Annotated in this window: 19 protein-coding genes; 11 read left to right on the top strand and 8 right to left on the bottom strand. The window is 55.7% G+C overall.

The annotated features are described in order from the left end of the window. Positions 1 to 236: 236 nt before the first annotated feature. The 5 genes from typA to fabY all read left to right on the top strand — a co-directional run bounded on the left by typA (position 237) and on the right by fabY (position 5,221). Entirely contained in the window at positions 237 to 2,060 is a 1,824-nt protein-coding gene (gene typA / locus SOM40_RS23135) for a ribosome-dependent GTPase TypA (protein ID WP_320529765.1), read from the top strand. 266 nt (positions 2,061 to 2,326) lie between these two features. Beyond that, a complete protein-coding gene (yihX, locus tag SOM40_RS23130; protein ID WP_106995738.1) occupies positions 2,327 to 2,926 on the top strand; it encodes a glucose-1-phosphatase in 600 nt (199 codons plus the stop codon). After that, a complete protein-coding gene (locus SOM40_RS23125; protein WP_106995739.1) occupies positions 2,920 to 3,801 on the top strand; it encodes a virulence factor BrkB family protein in 882 nt (293 codons plus the stop codon). The genes yihX and SOM40_RS23125 overlap by 7 nt, the downstream gene beginning before the upstream one ends. Further along, positions 3,798 to 4,235 carry a D-aminoacyl-tRNA deacylase gene (gene dtd, locus SOM40_RS23120; RefSeq protein WP_106995740.1) on the top strand — a complete coding sequence of 146 codons (438 nt, stop codon included), beginning with the start codon at positions 3,798 to 3,800 and terminating at the stop codon, positions 4,233 to 4,235. The genes SOM40_RS23125 and dtd overlap by 4 nt, the downstream gene beginning before the upstream one ends. Positions 4,236 to 4,279: 44 nt before the next feature. Beyond that, the gene (gene fabY, locus SOM40_RS23115) at positions 4,280 to 5,221 is read left to right on the top strand and encodes a fatty acid biosynthesis protein FabY (protein ID WP_166184932.1); all 942 of its coding nucleotides are present in this window, start codon (positions 4,280 to 4,282) and stop codon (positions 5,219 to 5,221) included. A gap of 5 nt (positions 5,222 to 5,226) precedes the next feature. Here fabY and SOM40_RS23110 read toward each other — a convergent pair whose 3' ends face one another. Continuing rightward, a complete protein-coding gene (locus SOM40_RS23110) occupies positions 5,227 to 5,514 on the bottom strand; it encodes a type II toxin-antitoxin system RelE/ParE family toxin (RefSeq protein WP_320529764.1) in 288 nt (95 codons plus the stop codon). Continuing rightward, positions 5,507 to 5,749, bottom strand: coding sequence for a type II toxin-antitoxin system ParD family antitoxin (locus tag SOM40_RS23105; RefSeq protein ID WP_106995743.1), 243 nt, complete (start codon positions 5,747 to 5,749; stop codon positions 5,507 to 5,509). Before SOM40_RS23105 ends, SOM40_RS23110 begins: the two co-directional genes overlap by 8 nt. 306 nt (positions 5,750 to 6,055) lie before the next feature. Between SOM40_RS23105 and SOM40_RS23100 the strand changes: the two genes are divergently transcribed. Next, complete coding sequence (locus tag SOM40_RS23100; RefSeq protein ID WP_106995744.1) at positions 6,056 to 6,367, top strand: glycosyltransferase family protein; 312 nt, start codon at positions 6,056 to 6,058, stop codon at positions 6,365 to 6,367. Then, entirely contained in the window at positions 6,367 to 6,657 is a 291-nt protein-coding gene (gene nadS, locus SOM40_RS23095; protein ID WP_061096529.1) for a NadS family protein, read from the top strand. Before SOM40_RS23100 ends, nadS begins: the two co-directional genes overlap by 1 nt. A 38-nt stretch (positions 6,658 to 6,695) precedes the next feature. On the opposite strand, the gene fdhE is transcribed toward nadS, so the two are convergent. Genes fdhE through fdnG form a run of 4 tightly spaced genes read right to left on the bottom strand, consistent with a single transcriptional unit; the run spans position 6,696 to position 12,219 of the window. Next, positions 6,696 to 7,625 carry a formate dehydrogenase accessory protein FdhE gene (fdhE, locus tag SOM40_RS23090; RefSeq protein WP_320529763.1) on the bottom strand — a complete coding sequence of 310 codons (930 nt, stop codon included), beginning with the start codon at positions 7,623 to 7,625 and terminating at the stop codon, positions 6,696 to 6,698. After that, on the bottom strand, positions 7,622 to 8,257 hold the full coding sequence (fdoI, locus tag SOM40_RS23085) for a formate dehydrogenase cytochrome b556 subunit (RefSeq protein WP_106995746.1): 636 nt from the start codon (positions 8,255 to 8,257) through the stop codon (positions 7,622 to 7,624). Before fdoI ends, fdhE begins: the two co-directional genes overlap by 4 nt. Further along, positions 8,254 to 9,156 carry a formate dehydrogenase subunit beta gene (gene fdxH / locus SOM40_RS23080; RefSeq protein ID WP_106995747.1) on the bottom strand — a complete coding sequence of 301 codons (903 nt, stop codon included), beginning with the start codon at positions 9,154 to 9,156 and terminating at the stop codon, positions 8,254 to 8,256. Before fdxH ends, fdoI begins: the two co-directional genes overlap by 4 nt. 12 nt (positions 9,157 to 9,168) lie before the next feature. Next, positions 9,169 to 12,219 (bottom strand): formate dehydrogenase-N subunit alpha, encoded by a 3,051-nt coding sequence (fdnG, locus tag SOM40_RS23075; RefSeq protein WP_320529780.1) that lies wholly within the window; start codon positions 12,217 to 12,219, stop codon positions 9,169 to 9,171. A gap of 403 nt (positions 12,220 to 12,622) precedes the next feature. On the opposite strand from fdnG, the gene fdhD reads away from it, so the two are divergent. Both fdhD and SOM40_RS23065 read left to right on the top strand, forming a co-directional pair. Then, positions 12,623 to 13,459, top strand: a complete 837-nt coding sequence (fdhD, locus tag SOM40_RS23070) for a formate dehydrogenase accessory sulfurtransferase FdhD (RefSeq protein ID WP_106995749.1) — start codon at positions 12,623 to 12,625, stop codon at positions 13,457 to 13,459. A 114-nt stretch (positions 13,460 to 13,573) separates the two neighbouring features. Beyond that, the gene (locus tag SOM40_RS23065; protein WP_106995750.1) at positions 13,574 to 13,786 is read left to right on the top strand and encodes a YdgH/BhsA/McbA family protein; all 213 of its coding nucleotides are present in this window, start codon (positions 13,574 to 13,576) and stop codon (positions 13,784 to 13,786) included. A 41-nt stretch (positions 13,787 to 13,827) separates the two neighbouring features. Here the strand turns inward: SOM40_RS23065 and SOM40_RS23060 are convergent, their stop codons facing one another. Then, positions 13,828 to 14,151: an AzlD domain-containing protein gene (locus SOM40_RS23060; protein ID WP_166184917.1), complete on the bottom strand. Its 324-nt coding sequence runs from the start codon at positions 14,149 to 14,151 to the stop codon at positions 13,828 to 13,830. After that, on the bottom strand, positions 14,151 to 14,810 hold the full coding sequence (locus SOM40_RS23055; RefSeq protein ID WP_106995752.1) for an AzlC family ABC transporter permease: 660 nt from the start codon (positions 14,808 to 14,810) through the stop codon (positions 14,151 to 14,153). Before SOM40_RS23055 ends, SOM40_RS23060 begins: the two co-directional genes overlap by 1 nt. A gap of 102 nt (positions 14,811 to 14,912) precedes the next feature. Between SOM40_RS23055 and SOM40_RS23050 the strand changes: the two genes are divergently transcribed. Both SOM40_RS23050 and SOM40_RS23045 read left to right on the top strand, forming a co-directional pair. Next, positions 14,913 to 15,461, top strand: a complete 549-nt coding sequence (locus SOM40_RS23050; RefSeq protein WP_106995753.1) for a helix-turn-helix domain-containing protein — start codon at positions 14,913 to 14,915, stop codon at positions 15,459 to 15,461. Between the two features lie 21 nt (positions 15,462 to 15,482). Further along, a complete protein-coding gene (locus tag SOM40_RS23045; protein ID WP_320529762.1) occupies positions 15,483 to 16,478 on the top strand; it encodes a LacI family DNA-binding transcriptional regulator in 996 nt (331 codons plus the stop codon). Positions 16,479 to 16,529: the final 51 nt, after the last annotated feature.

Raw genomic sequence — 16,529 nt, 5'->3', positions numbered from 1 at the left:
CATAGTGCAAAAGGGCTGCACCATGATGGTTTTGTTGCACCAGTATAGTGCTTCAATGTGAACATTGAGCACCATATTGGTGCAATTTACGTTAAAGTGCCCTTTTACCGCTCCGTGAAAGCGATCACAAAGCATCTCTGCGATACTTGTTTGCGGGGGATGTTTGTGATCCTGTTTTGTAGTGCGATTAATCCGTGTACAATAACGCGCTATTTCTAAATGCCTGAGGCAAAGTTGTGATCGAAAATCTGCGTAATATCGCCATCATCGCGCACGTTGACCATGGTAAAACTACCCTGGTTGATAAGCTGCTGCAGCAATCCGGTACCTTCAGTAATGAGCGTGCTGAAGCCACCGAACGCGTGATGGACTCCAACGATTTGGAGAAAGAGCGTGGGATTACCATCCTCGCTAAAAACACCGCTATCAAATGGAATGACTACCGTATCAACATCGTTGATACCCCTGGGCACGCCGACTTCGGTGGTGAAGTTGAACGTGTAATGTCCATGGTAGACTCCGTTCTGCTGGTCGTTGACGCAATGGATGGCCCAATGCCGCAGACGCGCTTCGTAACCAAAAAGGCGTTTGCCCATGGTTTGAAGCCAATCGTGGTTATCAACAAAGTTGACCGTCCTGGCGCGCGTCCTGACTGGGTTGTGGATCAGGTCTTCGACCTGTTCGTTAACCTGGACGCAAGCGACGAGCAGCTCGATTTCCCAATCATCTATGCATCTGCATTGATGGGTATCGCGGGTAACGATCACAATGATATGGCGGAAGACATGACCCCGCTGTATCAGGCGATTGTTGACCACGTTAAAGCACCAACCGTTGACCTTGATGGTCCGTTCCAGATGCAGATCTCCCAGCTGGATTACAACAACTACGTTGGCGTAATCGGTATTGGTCGCATCAAACGCGGTAAAGTGAAGCCTAACCAGCAGATCACTGTTATCGACAGCGAAGGTAAAACACGTAACGGTAAAGTCGGTAAAGTACTGACTCACCTCGGTCTGGAGCGTATTGAATCCACCGAAGCCGAAGCGGGCGATATCATTGCTATCACCGGTCTGGGCGAACTGAACATCTCCGACACCCTTTGCGATCCGCAAAACGTCGAAGCGCTGCCAGCGCTGTCCGTTGATGAACCAACCGTAACCATGTTCTTCAACGTCAACACCTCTCCGTTCTGTGGCAAAGAAGGTAAATACGTTACCTCTCGTCAGATCCTTGACCGCCTGAACAAAGAGCTGGTGCACAACGTGGCACTGCGTGTTGAAGAAACCGAAGATGCGGACGCGTTCCGTGTATCCGGTCGTGGCGAGCTGCACTTGTCTGTACTGATCGAAAACATGCGTCGTGAAGGCTTCGAACTGGCTGTGTCCCGTCCGAAAGTTATCAACCGTATGATCGATGGCCGTATGCAAGAGCCGTTCGAGAACGTGACGCTGGATATCGAAGAACAGCACCAGGGTTCTGTGATGCAGGCAATGGGCGAGCGTAAGGGCGATGTCAAAGACATGATCCCTGACGGCAAAGGCCGTATTCGTCTGGATTACCTGATCCCGGCACGTGGCCTGATCGGCTTCCGTACTGAGTTCATGACCATGACTTCCGGTACTGGTCTGCTGTACTCCACCTTCAGCCACTACGATGACGTTAAGCCAGGTGAAATCGGCCAGCGCCAGAACGGCGTGCTGATCTCTAACGGCCAGGGTAAAGCGGTGGCATTCGCCCTGTTCAGCCTGCAGGATCGCGGTAAGCTGTTCCTGGGTCACGGTGCAGAAGTTTACGAAGGCCAGATCATCGGTATTCACAGTCGTTCTAACGACCTGACGGTAAACTGCCTGACCGGTAAAAAACTGACCAACATGCGTGCTTCCGGTACTGACGAAGCAACCACGCTGGTTCCGGCACAGAAAATGTCCCTCGAACAGGCTCTGGAATTTATCGATGACGACGAACTGGTAGAAGTTACTCCTACCTCCGTCCGTATCCGTAAACGTCACCTGACCGAGAACGACCGTAAACGTGCGGGCCGTGGTCCTCGCGACTAATACGGTGCGTATGCCGGGTGAGCGTTATCGCCACCCGGAAAGCAAAAAGCCGCTGAGCGATCAGCGGCTTTTTTATTGGCAAAATTACGGTAAGACAACGGACGATTTCATCTCTTTATATTCTTCACGGGGCAATGATGGAATCTGATGTCAACGAAGCCAGCGTGGCGCAGGCCGTGCCTTCCTTTCTCTAAGCTGGCGCTGGCGCATAGCCAAACATCTTCTTTCCCGCTACAGTTACTTTTCACGGCGAAAAGGAGAAACACATGCTCTATATCTTTGATTTAGGAAACGTAATCGTCGATATCGACTTCAATCGTGTGCTGGGAACATGGAGTGATTTCAGCCGCGTTCCGCTGGCGACGCTTAAGCAAAGTTTTACGATGGGCGACGCCTTCCATCAGCATGAGCGCGGTGAGATTTCGGATGAACAATTTGCTGAAAAGCTCTGCCATGAGATGGAACTTCCTCTCAGTTACGAACAGTTCTCCCACGGCTGGCAGGCGATCTTTGTCGGCATTCGTCCCGAGGTGATTGCCATCATGCACAAGCTGCGCGAGCAGGGGCATCGGGTGGTGGTGCTGTCCAATACCAACCGTCTGCACACGACCTTCTGGCCGGAAGAATATCCTGACGTGAAAGCGGCTGCGGACAAGATCTATCTGTCTCAGGAGATGGGGATGCGCAAACCGGAAGCGCGGATCTACCAGGCTGTTCTGCAGGCGGAAGGATTCTCTGCAGCCGACGCCATCTTTTTTGACGATAACGTCGATAATATAGAGGGAGCTAACCAGTTGGGTATCACGTCAATTCTGGTGACCGGAAAACAGACGATCCCCGACTACTTTGCGAAGCAGTTATGCTAAAAACCGTTCATCAAAAAGCCAGCCACCACACCCGACCGCTGCGTGCGTGGCTAAAACTCCTCTGGCACCGCATCGATGAGGACAACATGACCACGCTGGCAGGCAACCTCGCCTACGTGTCGTTGTTGTCGCTGGTGCCGCTGGTGGCCGTTATTTTTGCCCTTTTTGCCGCCTTTCCGATGTTTTCGGATGTCAGCCTGCAGCTCCGCCATTTTGTCTTTGCCAACTTTATGCCGGCCACCGGGGATGTGATTCAGAATTACATCGAGCAGTTTGTCGCTAACTCCAGCAAGATGACGGCGGTTGGGGCGTGCGGGCTAATTGTCACTGCGCTGCTGCTGATGTACGCCATTGATAGTGCGCTCAATACCATCTGGCGCAGCACCCGGGCGCGCCCCAAAGTTTACTCGTTTGCGGTGTACTGGATGATCCTGACCCTGGGGCCGCTACTGGCCGGGGCCAGCCTGGCGATCAGCTCTTATCTGCTCTCGTTACGCTGGGCCAGCGAACTCAACAGTGTGATTGACGATGTGCTGCGTATCTTCCCGCTGCTCTTGTCCTGGCTCGCGTTCTGGTTGTTGTACAGCATTGTTCCTACCACGCGCGTACCTAACCGGGATGCGATGGTGGGGGCGATGGTGGCCGCTCTGCTTTTCGAACTGGGCAAGAAAGGCTTCGCGCTTTACATCACCATGTTCCCCTCCTATCAGCTGATTTATGGCGTGCTGGCAGTGATCCCCATTTTGTTCCTCTGGGTTTACTGGACGTGGTGTATCGTCTTGCTTGGCGCCGAGATTACTGTCACTCTCGGGGTATATCGCGAACTAAAAAAAGCGGCCGAAGCCGAAAAACGACGAGAAGCAGACCAACCATGATTGCATTAATCCAGCGCGTAACCCGTGCCAGCGTCACCGTGGAGGGAGAGGTGACGGGTGAAATTGGCCCGGGACTTTTAGTCCTGTTAGGTGTCGAAAGGGATGACGACGAGCAAAAGGCCAACCGCTTATGCGAGCGCGTGTTGGGTTATCGTGTCTTCAGCGATGCGGAAGGCAAAATGAATCTTAACGTGCAGCAGGCGGGGGGCAGCGTGCTGGTGGTGTCGCAGTTTACGCTGGCAGCCGATACCGAGCGCGGCATGCGCCCGGGCTTCTCAAAAGGAGCGGCGCCGGATCGGGCAGAAGCGTTATATGAATACTTTGTTGACCGTTGCCGTCAGCAAGAGATGCATACACAGACCGGACGATTCGCTGCAGATATGCAGGTCTCGCTGGTAAATGATGGCCCCGTCACGTTCTGGCTCCAGGTATGAGTGAGCTGATGGTACGGCCGCGGGTAACAAGAGAGAGTACAGCTATGTATCACCTTCGAGTACCGCAAACGGAAGAAGAGTTAGCGCTTTACTATCAGTTCCGCTGGGAGATGTTGCGTAAGCCCTTACATCAGCCGAAAGGGTCGGAACGCGACGCCTGGGACGCCATGGCGCATCACCAGATGGTGATGGATGAAGAGGGCAACCTGGTGGCCGTCGGGCGGCTGTATATCAATGCCGATAACGAAGCCTCCATCCGCTTTATGGCGGTGCACCCTTCTGTGCAGGACAAAGGTCTCGGCACGCTGATGGCGATGACGCTGGAGTCTGTTGCCCGTCAGGAGGGCGTGAAGCGCGTCACCTGTAGCGCGCGCGAAGATGCGGTGGAGTTCTTTGCCAAGCTGGGTTTTATCAACCAGGGCGAAATCACTACCCCGCAAACCACCCCGATTCGCCACTTTTTGATGATCAAACCCATCGCCTCGCTGGATGATATCCTGCATCGCGCCGACTGGTGCGGTCAGCTGCAGCAGGCCTGGTATCAGCACATCCCCCTGAGCGAAAAGATGGGGGTGCGCATTCAGCAGTACACCGGGCAAAAATTCATCACCACCATGCCGGAGAGCGGCAATCAGAATCCGCACCACACCCTGTTTGCCGGCAGCCTGTTCTCGCTGGCGACGCTCACCGGCTGGGGACTCATCTGGCTGATGCTGCGCGAGCGCCATCTTGGCGGCACTATCATCCTCGCCGATGCCCATATTCGTTACAGTCGTCCTATCAGCGGCAAGCCGAGCGCAGTGGCGGATTTAGGCTCGCTGAGCGGCGATCTCGACCGACTGGCCCGCGGCCGCAAAGCCCGCGTGCAGATGCTGGTGGAACTGTTCGGTGACGAGACGTCTGGCGCAGTATTTGAAGGAACCTATATCGTGCTACCCGCGAAGCCGTTTGGCGCCTATGAAGAGGGTGGTAACGAGGAAGAGTAGTGGTGCTAGCGGAAATGTCGTAAAGGGTCCATTTGCTGATGCAGGATGCGGATGACAAAAACAGCGTCATCCGCGTGCCGATAGAATATGGCATGCTGGCCGTAATCATGCCGACGTGCACCGTCAATCAAGTTATGACAATCCCTTCCCATTAACGGATTTCTTGCCAGCAACTTCAGCAGTCCGTCCAGTTCATTTGTATATTTGTCGGCCTGTAACGGGCCGAAACGACGCCATGTGTATTCATAGATTGCTTCAAAATCTTCAGCTGCCAGATTAGAGAGTCTATACATTTAAGTTACGTTTTTTCCTTGCTGCTATCTCTTGTAACGTTAGCGAACTCTCTCCACTAAGCAGGCCCTCTTCAAGAGCTTCGCGGAGTTTACCGGTTCGCAATTCATGTTCTTCCAGCAAACGCAGTGCGGAGCGAACAACTTCGCTTGTCGAGCCATAACGTCCGCTTTCAATCATTCTGTTGATGAACTGGTCCAGGTTTTCGCCGAGGGTGATACTGGTTGTTCTGGGCATTGTGGTTTCCTGTTGTGTTATCTATTAACACAAAATAACACCAGCAGCGTAAAATGCGAATCCTTTTCCATAGGCTTATTTATGTCCTTTTTTCTGTATGAATATACAGCGTTATAGACTGGTTTTCGGCTGATGAAAACAGTGGGTTTTGTTGAGGATTCGAATCTGGAAAGCGGCTCGCAAAAACAAAATGTACTGAGCGGAACGAGTGGATTTGTCCACTTCAACTCAATAACGTAACAGGAGTGGGGTACGTCATTGACGTACATTTAACATTTGATATTATAAGCCAATGGCGTATGTTTAATGCTCTTCATTGAAACGGATATCTTTACCGAAGACGTCAAAGAATTACTGGATGACGACGAATACCATAAACTGCAGGTATTTCTGGCAACGCAGCCTGACTATGGCGATCTGATTCAGCACACGGGAGGCTTACGCAAGATTCGTTGGCTTGCCGGAGGGAAGGGAAAGCGTAGTGGCGTGAGAGTTATTTATTTTCATCGCTCGCGTGAGAATGAAATTCGATTGCTGCTTATCTATCGCAAAGGGATCAAAGATGACCTGTCAGCGAATGAGAAAGCCGTACTGAAAATGATTATTGAGAGGTGGTAATGGATAAGGCGCTATTCGAGCGGTTAACCCAAAGCATGGCTCAGATGAATGAAATTGCCGAGGGCAAACGCGAGCCGTCGCGCACCTTTCAAATCGATGCCATGAAAATTAAAGAAATCCGTCAGGCATCCGGCCTTTCGCAGAGTAAATTCGCAAATTTAATCTCGGTGAGTGTCGATACACTGCGCAACTGGGAACAAGGCAGACGTTCACCTACAGGTCCGGCTAAGGCGCTACTACGTGCTATTGCTAACGATCCGCAGCATGTCATTCCTGCACTATCCCAGTAATTTAGCCCGGCAGCAAAATCTACCGGGCTAAAAGGGAATTACTCCCCTTCACCCGGGAACAGGAACGGGTTGATCGAGCTGCGGGCAAAGCCCTCCTGCTCCATTTTGGCGTCCAGGATCAGCGTGGCGAGATCGTCAGCGACGGCCTCCACTTTCGGGTCTTTTTCCTGATATAAAATCTTCAGGTAAGTGCCGCAGTCGCCACAGCTTTCGGCTTTCACCGCTGACTGCTCATTCTCCAGCGACCAGTAGTTCAGATCGCGGGTCTGTTCGCAGTTGCTGCATTTGATGCGCACCACGTGCCACTCGGTTTCGCACAGGTTGCAGTGCAGATAGCGCAGCCCCTGAGTGGTACCGATTTGCACCATGCTGGAGACCGGCATCGAACCGCACACCGGGCAGAACTGGCGTGCTTCACCGTACTCAGCGCGGGCTTTGCCTGGGATCAGACTGGCCATTTGCGCCCAGTAGAGCGACAGGGCGGCCCAGATAAATGGCGCTTTATCGCTGCTGACTGAGGAAAAATCAGAGGCAAACAGCGCGCTTGCCATCTGCTCCAGCTCCTGCTCGGAGGCTTTCTCGAGATTCTCGATCACCGCCAACGCAGGGCCGCTCATCTCAGGCTTCAGCTCGGCTATCAGCGAGTGCAGCAGTTTTTGCCAGTGCTTATCGCGCGGCAGGACGTGGATATCCAGCGGCGGCTTGCCCTGAACGTTCGCCTCTTTAATGCGCGCGGTCAGATCCATCTGCAGCGGATGGTCGTACAGCACTACTTCCTGGGCATGAGCGATCAGCCCGGCAAAGCGCAGATAGTCGCCAAGCGGGTTGTTCTCTGCCAGCTCACGCAGGCGTTCCGCGCGGCGGTTGTAGAGGTTTTTCAGTCTGGGGAACAGTAGCGGCGGAATCACTTCCGCCGTGCGTTTCTCGCTCGAACCCAGCTCATCTTGCGGGATTATGCGAATACTCATTCAGATGACTTTTCCTGTTTCTGGCGGACTTCACGGTACCAGCGCGGGTGATGTTTCTTCGCCCACGTCTTAGTGACCCAGCCTTCCACCATCGCGGTAATGGTGCCTTTCACCCAGAGGGCGGCGTAGATATGCACCATGATAACCACAATTAACGCCACTGCGGCAAATGAATGCAGCATTAACGCAAATCGGATCACCGGGATTGAGAAAGCAGGCGCAAAGTACGGACGCCAGATGATCACGCCACTTGCCAGCAACAGGACCAGGAAGATAATCGCCGCCCAGAATACGCATTTCTGGCCGAAGTTATAGCGTCCGGTATCACCCACTTCCTCGTTGACGACGATCTTACGAATATTCTTCGCCCAAAAGATATCATCCCGATTGATTAGGTTGTGGTGCCAGTAGCGGAAAAACATGATGATGAACGAGGCGAACATCACCACCCCGACAAACGGGTGCAGGATGCGCGCCAGCTGCGGCGTACCGAGGATCTGCATCAGCCAGTTGAAGGAGGGGAAGAAGAACCCCAGCCCGCTTATCGCCGCCAGCATGAAGCAGAAGGCGGTGACCCAGTGGTTGATACGTTCCGGCGCCGTGTAGCGCACGATGGTGTCACGTCTTCTCATTTGCGCACCTCGTCTTTCTCTTCATGCAGGTTGTCATCTTCCTCTTCCGCGCGGTTCGGCCCGACACCGACGTAGTGGAAGATGCTCGCGGCGAACGTCGCGGCAAACCCGACGGCGGCCAGCGGTTTCCAGATGCCTTTCCAGAATTTCACCGTGGCGCTGATCTCCGGGTTCTCCGGCAGGCCGTGATACAGATTCGGCTTGTCGGCGTGGTGCAACACGTACATCACGTGGGTACCGCCAACACCGGCCGGATCGTACAGGCCTGCGTTGTCGTAACCGCGGGTTTTCAGCTCGGATACACGCTCGCCCGCCAGCGTTTTCATGTCCTCTTTGGAGCCAAAATGAATGGCGCCGGTTGGACAGGTCTTCACGCAGGCCGGCTCCTGGCCGACATTCACACGGTCGACGCACAGCGTACATTTGTAGACGCGGTTGTCTTCCGGGTTCAGGCGCGGCACGTCGAACGGACAGCCTGCGATGCAGTAGCCGCAGCCGATGCACTGCTCGGACTGGAAGTCGACGATGCCGTTGGCATACTGAATGATCGCCCCTTCAGACGGGCAAGCCTTCAGGCAGCCCGGATCCGCGCAGTGCATACAGCCATCTTTGCGGATCAGCCATTCCAGTTTGTCGTTCTGCTCCACTTCCGAGAAGCGCATCACCGTCCAGGATTTGGCGGTCAGATCGGCGGGGTTGTCATACACCCCGACGTTGTGACCCACTTCATCACGGAGGTCGTTCCACTCCGAACAGGCCACCTGACAGGCTTTACAGCCGATACAGGTGGTCACGTCGATAAGCTTCGCCACTTCCTGCTGGTGGTCCCGCGCCTGAGGCGCGGGGGTGAAACTGTTAGTCGCGGAACGACGAATAATGTCTTGCGATTGATAAGCCATAAGTCGTCTCCGTTACACCTTTTCCACGTTCACGAGGAAGGCCTTGAACTCCGGCGTCTGCGTGTTCGCATCACCGACGAATGGCGTCAGGGTGTTGGCAATAAACCCTTTCTTCGCCACGCCCTCATAACCCCAGTGAATCGGAATACCGATAGTATCCACCTGCTGACCATGAACGTTCAGCGTGCGAATACGCTTGGTCACCACCGCTTTGGCCTTGATGTAGCCGCGGTTGGAGGAGACCTTGACGGTATCGCCCTGATTGATGCCGAGTTTATTCGCCAGCTTCTCGCCGATCTCCACGAACTGTTCCGGCTGCGCGATGGCGTTAAGCCGCGCGTGCTTGGTCCAGTAGTGGAAGTGCTCGGTCAGACGGTAGGTGGTGCCGACATACGGGAACTTGTCTTTTTTACCCAGCGCCTCGAAATCGCCTTTAAAGATACGGGCGGCCGGGTTAGAGACCACGTTCGGGTGCAGCGGGTTGGTGCCCAGCGGCGTCTCAAACGGCTCGTAGTGTTCCGGGAACGGGCCTTCCGCCATCTTATCGATAGCAAACAGACGTCCCATCCCTTCAGGCTGCATGATAAACGGCCCGACATCGCTGCCTGGTGCGGCAGTGCTGTAGTCCGGAATATCCACGCCGCCCCATTTGGCGCCGTCCCACTTCAGCAGCTGACGCTTCGGATCCCACGGGTTGCCCTGCGGGTCAGCGGAGGCACGGTTATAGAGAATGCGGCGGTTCAGCGGCCACGCCCATGCCCAGCCCAGCGTATTGCCGAGACCTGACGGGTCGGCGTTGTCGCGGTTGGCCATCTGGTTGCCTTTCGGCGTCCAGCTCCCGGCAAAGATCCAGCAGCCACTGGAGGTGGTGCCGTCATCACGCAGGTGCGCAAAGGTGCTGAGCTGATCGCCTTTCTTCGCCAGAACCGCGCCGGTGGCCGGGTCGATAACATCCGCCAGCGCCTTACCGTTGCTCTCCATCGCCACTTCTTCCGGGGATGGATTTTCCGGCGTCGAGTAGTTCCAGGTCATGTTCAGCACCGGTTCCGGGTTCGCGCCGCCTTCAGAGGCGTACATCTTACGCAGGCGTAAGAAGATGCCGGCCAGGATCTCGCCGTCGTTCATGGCGATGCCCGGGGCGTCCGCGCCTTTCCAGTGCCACTGCAGCCAGCGGCCGGAGTTGACGATAGAACCGTTCTCTTCCGCGAAGCAGGTGGACGGCAGACGGAACACTTCGGTCTGAATCTTCGATGGATCGACATCGTTCGATTCACCGTGGTTCTGCCAGAAGGTCGCCGTCTCGGTGTTAAGCGGGTCAATGGTCACCAGGAACTTCAGTTTCGACAGAGAGGCGACAACTTTGTTCTTGTTCGGGAACGACGCCACCGGGTTAAAGCCCTGGCAGATATAGCCGTTGACCTGACCCTGGTTCATCATCTCGAAGTACTGCAGAACGTCGTAACCCTTGTCCCACTTCGGCAGCCAGTCAAAGCCCCAGCTGTTTTCCGCCGTCGCTTTGTCACCATAGAAGGCCTTCATCATTGAGACGAAGAACTTCGGATAGTTGCCCCAGTAGTTCACCTGGCCTTCGAGCAGCGGTTTTGGTGTGCTGGCCGTCAGGTAGGTTTGCAGGTCGGTCTGTTTCTCGCTTGGCAGGTTCATATAACCCGTCAGGCTTTGCGACAGCAGACCGAGGTCAGTCAGACCCTGAATGTTGGAGTGACCGCGCAGGGCGTTGACGCCGCCGCCAGCCATCCCCATGTTGCCGAGCAGCAGCTGAACCATCGCCATGGTGCGGATGTTCTGCGCGCCGACAGAGTGCTGCGTCCAGCCAAGGGCATACAGGAACGAGGCGGTTTTATCGTGAGCGCTGGTTTCAGCGATCATCTCGCACACCTTCAGGAAGTCGGCCTTCGGCGTCCCACAGATGTTCTCCACCACGTCCGGCGTATAGCGGGAGACGTGCTCTTTCAGCAGGTTCCAGACGCAGCGCGGGTGTTGCAGGGTGGTGTCGCGCTTCGCAAAGCCTTTCTCATCCAGCTCGTAGTTCCAGCTGGTTTTGTCGTACTTGCGTTTATCGGCGTCGTAACCGCTGAACAGGCCATCTTCGAAGTGATAATCCTCACGCACGATAAGGCTGGCGTTGGTATAGGCTTCGGTGTATTCGCGGTTATATTTTTCGTTGGTTAGCAGGTACAGCAGTACGCCTGACAGGAAAGTGATGTCAGTACCTGAACGAATCGGGGTGTAGAAATCCGCCACTGACGCAGTACGCGTAAAGCGGGGATCGATCACAATCAGTTTCGCACCGTTGTGGATTTTGGCTTCCATCGCCCAGCGGAACCCGACGGGGTGCGCTTCGGCGGCGTTACCGCCCATCACCACGATGAGGTTGGCGTTCTTGATGTCGACCCAGTGGTTGGTCATCGCACCGCGACCAAATGTTGGAGCAAGACTTGCTACCGTTGGTCCGTGTCAGACACGCGCCTGGTTGTCGACCGCGAGCATACCGAGTGCGCGCGTGAATTTCTGGGTTAAATAGCCGGTTTCGTTACTGGAGGCAGAGGCACACAGCATGCCGGTGGAGAGCCAGCGGTTAACGGTGGTGCCTTCGGCGTTCTGCGCCATGAAGTTGGCGTCGCGATCTTCTTTCATCAGCTTAGCGATGCGATCGAACGCTTCGTCCCAGCCAATTTGCTGCCATTTATCGGAGCCTGGCGCGCGATATTCCGGGAATTTCAGGCGGCTTTCTGAGTGGATGAAGTCCACCAGACCTGCCCCTTTCGGGCAGAGCGCACCGCGGTTGACCGGATGATCCGGGTCACCTTCGATATGGAAAATAGATGCTTTGGCGTTTTTTGCACCGTCACCGAGGCTATACATCAACAGCCCACAGCCGACAGAGCAGTACGTACAGGTGTTACGGGTTTCGCGGGTGCGCAGCAGTTTGTACTGCCGTGTTTCCGCCAGCGCTACGCCGGGCGCAAAGCCCAGTGCCGCCGCCGTGGTGCCTGCCATACCGCCAGCGCAGATCTTAAAGAACTGCCTTCTGCTGACCTGCATGGTCACTCCTTGTTTCGACATTGCTACCCTTCATTTCCTCGCGCCTGCGCGCGAATTATTGGGGGTGATTATTGTTTTACTTCACGGCTATTTTTTGACCGCAAAGTTGAAAATTTGCGTTAAACCCTCATTTCCACGAGGGGTATGCCAGAATACCACAATGTCGGTACGCTTGTTCCAACGGCGTTAAAACAAAGTGAACGTATTATCACGGTGATGATTATAAAATGTGATATTGATCACATGGTGCCCCGAAACTGTTACAAATCTGTTTCTCCCTCGGGTTTGAATCTTCGGTAAAGTTGCGCGGACAGGGCGGTAAAAATTGATCCATACTATGCGCCAGGCTGGAAAAGTATGGTGCAATAGCAGGCCTCCCCCGTGGTTGCTCAGGATATTCGTTGTGTTGAAACAAAATGGTGATACCCGCATTACGTCGCTACCTGTCGGCGTGGCAGAGCGCCGGGTACACAGACCCCCTCAGATTAGCCTTCCGACTCCCGATTTCCTGGCGGAAGAGGTGCCCGTCGCGCTGGTTTATAACGGTATCTCCCACGTGGTGATGATGGCCTCGCCGAAAGATCTGGAGCTCTTTGCCATCGGCTTTTCGCTGTCTGAAGGCATCATTGAGCACCCGCGTGAGATCTACGGCATGGAGGTGATATCCGTTTGCAATGGTCTCGAAGTGCAGATTGAACTCTCCAGCCGCCGCTTTATGGGATTAAAAGAACGTCGGCGGGCGCTGGCGGGGCGCACCGGCTGCGGCGTCTGCGGCGTGGAGCAGCTTAACGATATCGGCAAGCCCGTGGTGCCGCTGTCCTTCACCCAGCGTTTTAACCTTGCCCATCTCGATCGGGCGCTGGCGCATCTCAACGACGTGCAGCCCATCGGACAGCTGAGTGGCTGTACCCATGCCGCCGCCTGGGTAATGCCGTCGGGCGAGATCGCGGGCGGGCATGAAGATGTCGGACGCCATGTGGCGCTGGATAAACTGTTGGGTCGTCGGGCGGGAGAGAGTGACGCCTGGCAGCAGGGTGCCGCGCTGGTCTCCAGCCGGGCCAGCTATGAGATGGTGCAAAAGGCGGCGATGTGCGGGGTTGAGATTCTTTTTGCGGTCTCTGCAGCCACCACACTGGCGGTTGAGGTGGCCGAGCGCTGTAACCTGACGCTGGTTGGGTTCTGCAAGCCAGGAAGAGCCACGATTTATACCCATCCGGAACGTCTGATTATTGATCAATAATTTTGAATGTTGAGAGCAAATCCTTCCGCTATCAGTTGTCGGTGATAAGGCCTATTATTTATCACATCAAGGCACAACGCCTTACAACAACAACTCATCGCAAGGATTTATATCATGAAAACCATCAAAACTTTTGTTGCAGTAATCGCTCTGGCTACCTCTTTCGGTTCTTTCGCTGCCCAGTCTGTTACCGCCTCCGCCAGCACCATTGATGGCGCAGAAGCGAAAATCGCGGCTCAGGCCGAGCAGGCAGGCGCATCGTCTTACACCATTACTCAGGCTTTCGCCGGTAACCGTGTACACATGACCGCTGAACTGAACAAATAACAGCACAGTATCTGTCGAAAGAGCGCCCCCGGGGCGCTTTTTTAGTTTATGCCTGCCAGGCGTAATAACGCCGTCACCACTGCCGCTGCGACGATCACGAAAATCAACGGCACCTTGCGCCAGGCGAGGAAAACCGCAAAGCCTACGCCCAGCACCCGCGCCATTCCGGCAAAATGTTCCCCTTCATAGAAGGTGGTCGCCAGCGCCACCGAAAACAACAGTACCGTTGCCGCATCCGACAGCAGCGCCTGGGAGCGTTCAGACAGCGCTAACCGGCTGCCCAGTTTCGCTCCGCCGAGACGCATCAGGTAGGTGCCCGCCGACAGCAGGGCGATGCCGAGAATAAAGACGGTCATGTTTTCCATTATTTCTTCCTCGTCGCGAGGCCAAGCAGGGAAAGCAGCACCGGCAGGCCGACCGGGGCAAAGGGTACGGCGGCCAGGGACAGGGCCGCGCCGCTGCAGGCGCGGATCAGCGTGGTGCGGTTCTTAAAGGCGGGAACGACCAACGCCAGTAAAATGGCCGGGAACACCGCATCCAGCCCGATGGTTTCCGGCTCTGGCAGCAGCTTGCCGACCATCGCCCCCAGCAGGGTGCCCAGCGGCCAGATAATTGCCACCCCCAGACCGCAGAGCCAGTAGGCGGCCTTGCGCTGCTCAGGTGTTTTTTGCGACAGGCCAAACACCACGCTTTCGTCATTCATAATGTGGCAGCCAAGAAAGCTGGCGCCGCGTTTTCCCACCAGCTCACGCACCGTCACGCCGAAGGGGACATGGCGGGCGTTGACCAGTAGCCCGGCCGCCGCTGCGGCAAGGGGGTTGCCCCCGCTGGCGACGATGCCGATAAACATAAATTCCGAGGCGCCCGCCAGCACCGAAATCGAGAGCACAAAGGGTACCCACAGCGGGAAGCCATACGCCATCGCCAGCGAGCCGTAGGACATCCCCACCACGCCCACCGCCAGACACACGAGAATAATCGCCTTGATGGTGTCGCCTTTGAGACAAGAGAAAGCCTGTTTCATACAATTTTAGCCATATCGAACGAGTATCCATTATAATGAACGCATCACATTCGTTTATCAAGATGAACGATTCGTTCGATTTATAGAACAAGAGACCGTTTTATGACGCAGCCAATCAGCGTAATCGCCAAAAGCCTGGTGCGGGAGCGCATGCGGACCGGGCTTTCACTGGCAGAGATCGCTCGCCGGGCCGGGATCGCCAAATCCACCCTCTCCCAACTGGAGTCCGGCAACGGCAATCCCAGCCTCGAAACCCTGTGGTCGCTCTGCGTGGCGCTGGATATTCCCTTTGCCCGTTTGCTGGAACCGCAACAGCCCACGACCCAGGTGATCCGCCGTGGCGAAGGGACAAAAGTCAGTGCCGAACAGGCTAACTATGAGGCCATTTTGCTGGCGACCTGCCCGCCGGGGGCCCGACGTGATATCTACATGCTGATGGCGCAGCCGGGTGCGGATCGTATATCTCATCCCCATCCGCCGGGTTCCGTTGAACACATTATTATTACTCAGGGTCGGGCGCTGGTTGGCCTCATCGACGCACCGGAAGCGCTCGGGGAAGGGGACTATATTTGCTATCCTGCAGACCAGCCGCACATCTTCAAAGCCCTTGAGCCCGATACCTGGGCGCTCATGGTGGCGGAACAAAACTAACACCCAAAGACACGGATAATCATGTCGCTTAAAGCCATTGCCAAAGAACTGGGACTGTCGGTAACGACGGTGAGCCGCGCCCTCAACGGCTATTTTGACGTTTCCAGCGAGACGCGTGCCCGCGTGGAAGCCGAAGCGCAGCGCCGCGGCTATCGGCCGAATACCTTTGCCCGTCGTCTGAAGATGGGCAAAATCGACGCGGTAGGGCTGGTCTTCCCGGTGCATCCCGTTCCGCTCAATAACAGCGTCTTTATGGAGATGGTCGGCGAAATTAGCCACGAACTGGCGCAACATGAGATCGATCTATTACTGATTGCCGACGACGATCTGGCCGACAAGCACAGCTACATGCGCATGGTGCAGAGCCGTCGCGTGGATGCGCTGATCGTGGCCCATACCCTGGATAACGATCCGCGTCTCGAGCAGTTGCAGGCCGCCGGGTTCCCGTTCCTCGCGCTGGGCCGCAGCCATTTGCCGAAGCCCTACGCCTGGTTTGACTTCGATAACTATGCGGGCACGTATAACGCGACCCGACGGTTAATCGGGCAGGGTCATCAGCGCATCGCGCTGCTGGGTGAGAGCAACAATCAGGCGTTTATTACCCAGCGCCGCCAGGGCTACCTTGATGCCCTGAACGAGGCGGGGCTCTCCAGCGAATGGCTGCGCACCATGCCACCTTCACGCCGGGCGGGTTACACCACCACTCAGGCGCTGCTGGCGCTGGATGTCGCTCCAACGGCGATCGTCACCGACTGCAACACCCATGGCGACGGGGCCGCGATGGCGCTGGCACAGATGGGACGTTTAACCGGCGAGAACGCCGTGGCGCTGGTGGTGTACGACGGTCTGCCGCAGGACAGCATTGTCGATATCGATGTGGCGGCGGTGATCCAGTCCACCCGTCAGGGGGTGGGCAAGCAGATCGCCGATATGGTGCTCCAGCTGATTAACGGCGACGACATCAGCCAGCTTCAGGTGCTGTGGCAGCCAGAATTCTCCCCGGGCCAGACGGCATAATTTTCCCCAATTTCTAAACCCGATCACAGATCCGAAACGTTTTGGTTTGTA

The sequence above is a fragment of the Leclercia sp. CFBP8987 genome (genome assembly GCF_034044995.2).
In the GTDB taxonomy this organism is placed as follows: Bacteria; Pseudomonadota; Gammaproteobacteria; order Enterobacterales; family Enterobacteriaceae; genus Enterobacter; species Enterobacter tamurae.
Note: the sequence above shows the minus strand (reverse complement) of the source record. Positions and strands in the feature narration are given on the sequence as shown.

Excerpts from the sequence above, each read along its gene's own strand:
- nadS (WP_061096529.1), top strand. The coding sequence starts at position 6,367 with ATGGATAAGGCGCTATTCGAGCGGTTAACCCAAAGCATGGCTCAGATG.
- SOM40_RS23050 (WP_106995753.1), top strand. The coding sequence starts at position 14,913 with ATGACGCAGCCAATCAGCGTAATCGCCAAAAGCCTGGTGCGGGAGCGC.
- fdxH (WP_106995747.1), bottom strand. The coding sequence starts at position 9,156 with ATGGCTTATCAATCGCAAGACATTATTCGTCGTTCCGCGACTAACAGT.
- fdhE (WP_320529763.1), bottom strand. The coding sequence starts at position 7,625 with ATGAGTATTCGCATAATCCCGCAAGATGAGCTGGGTTCGAGCGAGAAA.
- dtd (WP_106995740.1), top strand. The coding sequence starts at position 3,798 with ATGATTGCATTAATCCAGCGCGTAACCCGTGCCAGCGTCACCGTGGAG.
- fabY (WP_166184932.1), top strand. The coding sequence starts at position 4,280 with ATGTATCACCTTCGAGTACCGCAAACGGAAGAAGAGTTAGCGCTTTAC.
- SOM40_RS23125 (WP_106995739.1), top strand. The coding sequence starts at position 2,920 with ATGCTAAAAACCGTTCATCAAAAAGCCAGCCACCACACCCGACCGCTG.
- SOM40_RS23055 (WP_106995752.1), bottom strand. The coding sequence starts at position 14,810 with ATGAAACAGGCTTTCTCTTGTCTCAAAGGCGACACCATCAAGGCGATT.
- SOM40_RS23100 (WP_106995744.1), top strand. The coding sequence starts at position 6,056 with ATGCTCTTCATTGAAACGGATATCTTTACCGAAGACGTCAAAGAATTA.
- SOM40_RS23105 (WP_106995743.1), bottom strand. The coding sequence starts at position 5,749 with ATGCCCAGAACAACCAGTATCACCCTCGGCGAAAACCTGGACCAGTTC.
- SOM40_RS23110 (WP_320529764.1), bottom strand. The coding sequence starts at position 5,514 with ATGTATAGACTCTCTAATCTGGCAGCTGAAGATTTTGAAGCAATCTAT.
- fdoI (WP_106995746.1), bottom strand. The coding sequence starts at position 8,257 with ATGAGAAGACGTGACACCATCGTGCGCTACACGGCGCCGGAACGTATC.
- SOM40_RS23065 (WP_106995750.1), top strand. The coding sequence starts at position 13,574 with ATGAAAACCATCAAAACTTTTGTTGCAGTAATCGCTCTGGCTACCTCT.
- yihX (WP_106995738.1), top strand. The coding sequence starts at position 2,327 with ATGCTCTATATCTTTGATTTAGGAAACGTAATCGTCGATATCGACTTC.
- SOM40_RS23060 (WP_166184917.1), bottom strand. The coding sequence starts at position 14,151 with ATGGAAAACATGACCGTCTTTATTCTCGGCATCGCCCTGCTGTCGGCG.
- SOM40_RS23045 (WP_320529762.1), top strand. The coding sequence starts at position 15,483 with ATGTCGCTTAAAGCCATTGCCAAAGAACTGGGACTGTCGGTAACGACG.